Origin of the sequence: Ilumatobacter sp. (genome assembly GCF_049588435.1) — a bacterium.
Lineage (GTDB): Bacteria > Actinomycetota > Acidimicrobiia > Acidimicrobiales > Ilumatobacteraceae > Ilumatobacter_A.
The window spans coordinates 1-1,668 of sequence record NZ_JBAVYV010000403.1 but is presented as its reverse complement, the minus strand read 5'-3'; the positions used below and the strand labels follow the sequence as shown (position 1 = coordinate 1,668).

Below are 1,668 nucleotides of genomic sequence, written 5' to 3'. Positions count from 1 at the left end.
TCGCGAGGGTGATCGGGATGCCGGTGCGCGTGGCGATCACCCGATCGAGACACGAATTGCGCCAGTCGTAGTACGCCTGCCGGTTGCCGACGAAGTGCTCGCGCTCGAACAGATGTCGCGCCACGCCCTCGGCGGTCGGCGTCGCGCATTCTCCGGCCAGCTGGTCGAGCGAGGCGAGCCACTCGATCAGATCGAGGTCGGGCTGGAGGGTCTGGGAGATCAGCAACGCGGTTTCGTCGAGCACCACCGACGTCGGCTCGCCAGCCATCAACGCGGCGAAACGATCTCGACCCATGTGCCCAAGGTACCGATCCACTACGTTGCGCGACATGTATCCCGGTGCACACCTCACTCAACACGGCGACAAGCCGGCGCTCATCATGGCCGAATCCGGCTACACCCAGACGTACGCGGAACTCGATGCTGCCGCCAACCGGGTCAGCCACCTGCTACGCGCTGCGGGCCTCCAGCCCGGCGATCACGTGGCGATGTGCATGGAGAACCACGACCGGTACTTCGAGATCGTGTGGGGCTGTCACTACGCAGGTCTCGTCTACACGTGCGCGTCGTCGCGCCTCACCAGCCACGAGCTCGAGTACATCATCAACGACTGCGGCGCTCGAGCGTTCATCACCTCGAAGTACAAGGCCGATCAGGCCATCGACGTGGTCGGCACGACACCGAACGTCGAGCTGCGACTGATGCTCGACGGCGTGGTCGACGGCTACGAGAGCTACGAGCGCGCGGTCGACGGGTTGTCGTCCGAACCGCTCGACGAAGCCCGCGTCGCGGGACTCGACATGCTCTACTCGTCGGGCACCACCGGTATGCCCAAGGGCATCACCCGCGCCTTCCCGAACACCAAGTTGGAGACGACGGCGAGCGGCGTCATGGGCCTGATGCAGCTGCTCTTCGGCGCCGATGACTCGACGGTCTACCTGTCGCCGGCGCCGTTCTACCACGCGGCACCGTTGCGCTTCTGTCTGGCCATGCACGCCATTGGCGGGACCATCGTCGCGATGGAACACTTCGACGCCGAGCGCTACCTGCAACTCGTCGCGGAGCATCACATCACCCACAGCCAGGTCGTGCCGACCATGTTCGTGCGCATGCTCAAGCTCCCGGAGGAGACGCGCACCAAGTACGACGTCTCGTCCTTGGAGTGTGTGATCCATGCGGCGGCCCCATGCCCGGTACCGGTCAAGCACCAGATGATCGAGTGGTTCGGGCCGGTCATCCGCGAGTACTACGCCGGCAGCGAGGGCAACGGGTTCGTCTTCTGCGACAGCGAGGCGTGGCTCGCACATCCCGGCACGGTCGGTTCGCCGATCGGCTGTGTGCTCCACATCGTCGGCGGGCATCTCGACGGGTTGCACGACCGCCTTGACCTCTTCGCCGAAGTCGTCGTTGGGCACACCGAACACCGCGACGTCGATGACCTTCGGGTGGGTCACCAGCACGTTCTCGGCCTCTTGCGGGTAGATGTTCACGCCGCCGGAGATGATCATGTACGCCTTGCGATCGGTGAGGAACAAGAACCCGTCCGCGTCGAGGTAGCCAACGTCGCCAAGGGTGCTCCAGCCCTTGGGGTGGCGCGAACCCTTCGTCTTGTCGGGGTCGTTGTGGTACTCGAACTCCGCTCCACCCTCGAAGTACACGGTGCCGGAC

At 64.9% G+C, this 1,668-nt stretch carries 1 protein-coding gene and 2 pseudogenes; 1 reads left to right on the top strand and 2 read right to left on the bottom strand.

Features of this window, described 5'->3' with window-relative positions; translation table 11 throughout:
• A partial coding sequence (locus WBV89_RS15685; RefSeq protein ID WP_423982286.1) for a transglutaminase family protein occupies window positions 1–295 on the bottom strand: 295 nt, incomplete at its 3' end.
• Between WBV89_RS15685 and WBV89_RS15680 the strand changes: the two are divergent.
• Window positions 294–1,289, top strand: a pseudogene (locus tag WBV89_RS15680) (AMP-binding protein); the annotation flags it as partial. The gene WBV89_RS15685 and the pseudogene WBV89_RS15680 sit on opposite strands and share 2 nt — an antisense overlap.
• Before the next feature lie 39 nt (window positions 1,290–1,328).
• On the opposite strand, the pseudogene WBV89_RS15675 reads toward WBV89_RS15680, so the two are convergent.
• Window positions 1,329–1,668, bottom strand: a pseudogene (locus tag WBV89_RS15675) (AMP-binding enzyme); the annotation flags it as partial.